Annotated in this window: 4 protein-coding genes; 2 read left to right on the forward strand and 2 right to left on the reverse strand. The window is 62.6% G+C overall.

Annotation, left to right across the window (positions count from 1 at the left end; genetic code table 11):
* Window positions 1–93: 93 nt before the first annotated feature.
* Together BM131_RS19655 and BM131_RS19660 are read right to left on the reverse strand one after the other, a co-directional pair.
* Complete coding sequence (locus tag BM131_RS19655; protein WP_090192160.1) at window positions 94–1,710, reverse strand: GumC family protein; 1,617 nt, start codon at window positions 1,708–1,710, stop codon at window positions 94–96.
* 3 nt (window positions 1,711–1,713) lie between these two features.
* Complete coding sequence (locus BM131_RS19660) at window positions 1,714–2,595, reverse strand: ExeA family protein (protein ID WP_090192162.1); 882 nt, start codon at window positions 2,593–2,595, stop codon at window positions 1,714–1,716.
* A 420-nt stretch (window positions 2,596–3,015) separates the two neighbouring features.
* Here BM131_RS19660 and BM131_RS19665 point away from each other — a divergent pair, with 420 nt between their 5' ends.
* Window positions 3,016–3,717 (forward strand): sugar transferase, encoded by a 702-nt coding sequence (locus BM131_RS19665; RefSeq protein WP_090192164.1) that lies wholly within the window; start codon window positions 3,016–3,018, stop codon window positions 3,715–3,717.
* 23 nt (window positions 3,718–3,740) lie between these two features.
* Window positions 3,741–5,185 (forward strand): tetratricopeptide repeat protein (locus BM131_RS19670; RefSeq protein WP_139222738.1); only part of this gene is annotated, 1,445 nt, incomplete at its 3' end.

Consider the following 5,185-nt stretch of genomic DNA (forward strand, 5'->3'; position numbering starts at 1 on the left):
GTTTACTGCCGCGGGGACGGGGCACGCCAAGCGTCTCTCGGTCGGCGCGGGCCTTGGAAATGGCGGCTCTGATCTTGTCCATATGCGGCGTCCTTAGGCGAATGCGGTCGTGTGCGCGGATGTCAGGCTGGTGGGCGTCAGACTGGCGAGGCCAATGCGGCGCCCCAGCCCGTCGATGATCAGATCAAGCGGCATGTAGTAGGTATCAAGCGCCCAGATACCGATGGGAATACCCACCAGCAGCGCGCCCAGCACGCCGTAGATGATGACGCGGCGGCGCCACTTTTCCTCGGTCGTGCGGAAATAGGGCAGGGTGGCGAAGGGGGTGATGCCAAGGGCGCTGTTCAGATCAGCGGGGCGGCGGATGCCTTTGTTCAGCAGTTCAAGCAGGATCACCATGGCAAGGCCCATGAACAGGCCCCCGCCAACGCCTGCAGCGGCGATCAGCTTGCGGTTGGGCCGGTCCGGGCTGGCGGGCACGACGGCCTGTTCGATGACGGAAATACGCTGACCCTTGGCAAGGGTTTCAATCACATCGCCGGTTTCCGCCCGGGCGCGGTTGGCGACGGCGAGGTCATATTGGGCGCGCACATTGGCATAGTCGCGCTGCAGGGTGTCCAGCGCGATGGCATTGCCGGGCGTCGCCTCGATCGTGGTTTGCAGGCGGGCCAGTTCCGCCTGCACCTGCAGCTTTTGTTCGTCCAGAAACGCCAGTTGCGCATCGATTTCGCCCAGCTGCGCGACAAAGGCGCCGCCCATCACGCCGTTGCGCGCCACGCCGCGCTGCTCGGATTGTGCAGCGACGACGGCGGCCAGCGCATCGACTTGGGTCTGCAGCAATTTGCGGCGAGGGTTTTCAGGCGACAGGATCGCATCGGCGCGGGCTAGATCATCGCGCAGGGTCTGCAGCTGGCGCTGTTCCTGGGTGCGGTCGACGGCGCCGACGGCGGTGTCGGCCTCTTCGGCGGCGGCCTGCTGAGCCACCACGCCGCGGCGGCGTTCGGCGAGCAGCGCCGCATCGCGGTCCATCTGCAGCAGGCGTGCCTGCCCTGCGGTCTGCTGCGCGCGGCGAAATTCTAGGCTGTCGGGCAGGGTCTCTTGGTTGGCTTCTTGAAAGGTCAGAATGGCGCCGCCGCGTGTGGTCAGCTCTGCATCAAGGCGGCTGACCTCTTGCTCAAAGAACTCCAGCGTTTGGCGGGCAGAGCCGGTGCGCATGGCGACGTCTTCGCGCAGGATGCGGGTGACCAGCTCGTTGGTGACTGTCGCAGCCAGCTCTCCTGTGGGGGCTTCAAAGCTGACGGCGACGAGCGTGGCGCGCACGGGGTTGCGCGATCCGGTATTGCCGCCCGTTGTGGTGATGGCGATGCGTTTTCGCATGTCATTCACGATTGTATCGGCAGGGGTGGATTGGGGCGACATATGGGGCGCGCCCGCGTAGATGTTCAGCCGGTTGGCCAGATCCAGCAGGGTGTCGCGGGTCAGGATGCGCTGCTGGATAATCTCCATCTGCTCTGTCGCTTCGGTCTGCACGGTCGATGCGGCCAGATCACCGGGGATCTGTTCGGATTCCATCAGCAAACGCGCCTTGGCCACGTAGACCGGCGGCAGCACCTTGGCCAGCGTCAGGCCAAGGGCCGAGCCGATGATCAAGAACAACAAGAACCAGTGCAGGCGCCGCAAAAACAGCGAAAGATAGAAGCGGATATCCATAGGTCAGGCGGTTCCTGTGCGCGGCGTCGAGGGCACCGCAGCTATTACAGGTCTGCGCGCAGGAAAGAAGACACCATCGGACAACACCACCTCGACCGTCAGGGCGTTGACGTGGGGAATTTCGGCGGTGAAGGCATAGACAAGGCACAGATCGGCCAGCTGGTTGACCAGACGCGGCACGCCGCCGGTGACGTCAAAGATCGCGTCGCAGGCTTCCGCATTGAACACTTCGTGCTGGGCACCGGCCACATGCATGCGGTGCGCGATATAGGCGGCGACGGTGCGCCGGTCCATGGCGGCCAGATGAAAGGCCGAGGACACGCGCTGCGCAAATTGCAAAAGATCAGGGCGGTTGACCGTGTCCCGCAGCTCTGGCTGGCCGACCAGCACGATCTGCAACAGCTCGTCCTTGTTGGCGTTAATGTTGGTAAACATCCGCAGCTCTTCCAGCGCTTCGCGCGACAGGTTCTGCGCCTCGTCAAAGATCAGCACGACCCGCCCGCCAGCGGCGTATTCGTCGATCAAGAGCTGCTGAAAGCGAGAAAACAGATCGACATAAGTCTCCGTGCCCGCGGCAGGCTCGCCCAGTGACTGCAGGATCCAGCGCAGCAACTCGCCGCGCCCGCCGCTGGCATTGGCGATCAGGGCGACGCGAACATCTTGTTCCATCGTGCGGATCAGGTGATGCACCAGCGTGGTTTTGCCTGCGCCGACTTCTCCTGTGATCAGCGTGATCGGGGCGCGGGTGACGATGCCGTATTCCAGCATGGTGAACGCCCAGCTGTGCGCCTCTGACCAGAACAAGAAGTCCGGATCAGGCACGAGAGAGAACGGGCGTTCCGTCAGGCCGAAGAAATCGGTGTAGATGTTCAAGCTGCTGGTCATGGCGTTCCTGGGGGATCTAACAGGTTAACGAATGTCATGGAAAACAGGCGCAAATATGACGTATTTCGTTAACCTTTGGCGCATTCTGCGGCGCAGCGAACCTTTCAGCGGGTGTGCGGCGACGGATCAGCCGCCCTGCGCTGCCGGGTTGCGCGCCATATTATGAAAGCAATCATGCTGTTTTGCCCCTTAGCCCTGCCAAATTTCAAATTTCCCAGTCTGATTAAGGACTTCGTAACTATAATTTAATGATTTTGTTAAAAATACATCAACAGGACACAAAAAAGCTCAAAATTGTCTGCAGTTTGACGAAAGAGACAAATCTGAAGGTGCCGCAGCAGAACCGCTGCTTTTGCCATTCCCTGCGCAACACGGGTGCAGGGCTAGCAACACTGGAAGAGGATTTAGGATAGTCGAAGCATGATGTATTATCACAACCTGATGCAGGACGCGGCCAAAGCCGGGACCATGCCTGGCACGCGCCGCAACGCTGTGCGGATCGCCATGCCTGTGCGCGGGGTCTACCGTAATGGCGGTAAACGCATTGTGGATATCGCCCTCGTGCTATTGGCGCTGCCCTTTATCACCGTGATCATCGCGCTTCTGGCGCTGGCTGTGGCCAGTCAGGGGGGCCGCTCCTTTTATACCCAAGACCGCGTTGGCCGCGGCGGGCGTCTGTATAAGATTTGGAAACTGCGCACGATGATCCCGGACGCCGATGCGGCGCTGGAACGTCATCTGGCCGCTGTTCCTGCCGCCCGTGCGGAATGGAATGCCACGCAAAAGCTAAAGAAGGATCCGCGCATCACCCGCGTTGGCCTGATGCTGCGCAAGACATCCATGGACGAGCTGCCCCAGCTGTGGAACGTGCTGCGCGGCGACATGAGCCTGATCGGCCCGCGCCCCATGCTGCCGTCCCAGACCGGCATGTATCCCGGCACCGCCTATTATCACCTGCGCCCCGGTATCAGTGGCAGCTGGCAAGTATCGGCGCGCAACGAGTCCCATTTCGCCGACCGTGCCAGCTATGACACTGCCTATTATAGCAAGGTTACGTTTGCCGCCGACGCCGGTATTCTGGCCGCCACGCTGCGCGTTGTGATGCGCGCCACAGGCCACTGACCTTAACCGAATAGGAGCCGCCCGTGCCCCTGCCGATCCGCCCCCTTTCCCCTGTGCACTGTGCCGCCGCAAGGTTGCCGCGCCTGCTGTGGGCGGCGCTGATGGTGACGGGGGCTTTGGCGCTGACGGGCTGCAAGACATCGCAGGACCGGGCAGAGGATTACTATCACTCTGCGCAGACCTTGCTAGAGGCCGGGGACGAAGAGCGTGCGATGCTGGAATTTCGCAACGTTTTTGCCAACAACGGTTTTCACAAAGAAGCGCGGCTGGCCTATGCGGACCTGCTGCAAACCCGCGGTGATATCACCGAAGCCTATGCCCAATATCTTCGGGTGGTTGAACAATACCCGGATACGCTGGACGCCCGTTTGCCGCTGGCGCAAATCGCCATTGATCGCGGCGACTGGAGCGAGGCGGCCCGCCATACTAGTGCTGCGCTAAAGGCCGCGCCCGCCGATCCTGCGGCGCAAAGCCTTGATCTGGTGCTGCAGTATCAGCATGCCATTGTGGACGACAACGCAGATGCCATCGCGGCCGCTGCGCAGGACGCCCGCGCAAGGCTGGCACAGGCCGATGCTGCCCAGCCGGGCCGCGCGCAGCTGGTGCGCATTGATCTGGACGAACGGATGCGCCTTGGCGATCTGGCGGGTGCGCTGGCCTCTGCCGATGCTGCCTTAATCGCAGAGCCAGAGGCGCTGGACCTGCACCTGATCCGGGCGCAGCTGCTGGTGCAAACCGGCGATCTGCCCGCGATTGGCCCGCAGCTAGAGGCCATGTCGCAGCTGTTTCCAGACAACGCCGATGTGCGCCAGAACCTGCTGCGGTGGTATGTCAGCCAGAATGATACGGGTGGTGCCGCCGCCTATCTGCGCCAACTGGCCGGGCCTGTCACCAATACGGACGTCGGTGCGCATCTGACGGTCGTCAGCTTTTTGCGCGGGGCCAGCGGTGTGGACGCCGCCCGGGCAGAGCTGATCGCGCTGCAAGGCGCCAATGCGGATACGCCGCAAGGGCGGCTTTATGCAGGTACGCTGGCGGCGCTGGATTTTGAGACGGGCAAAACCGAGGACGGCATCGCCCAGATGCGCGCGGTGCTGGCGCAGGACACAGGTAGCGCGCTGTCCGATGACACCCGCAAGCTGCAGATCATGCTGGCACAGATGCTGGCCCAATCGGGCGACCGCACTGGCGCGCAGGACATCACCGCCGCCGTGCTGGCCCAAGACCCCGGCCATATCGAGGCGCTGAAACTACAGGCCGCTTGGCTGATTGACGATGACCGCATTGGTGACGCCATCGTCGCCCTGCGCACCGCGCTTGGCCAGAACCCGCAGGACAGCGGCACCCTGACCTTGATGGCGCAGGCCCATGAACGTGACGGCGATCTGGCACTGGCAGGAGAGCGTTTGGCGCTGGCGGTGCAGGTGTCGAACAGCGCGCCGGATGAAACCCTGCGCTATGTCGCCTT

Source organism: Loktanella salsilacus, from assembly GCF_900114485.1.
In the GTDB taxonomy this organism is placed as follows: domain Bacteria; phylum Pseudomonadota; class Alphaproteobacteria; order Rhodobacterales; family Rhodobacteraceae; genus Loktanella; species Loktanella salsilacus.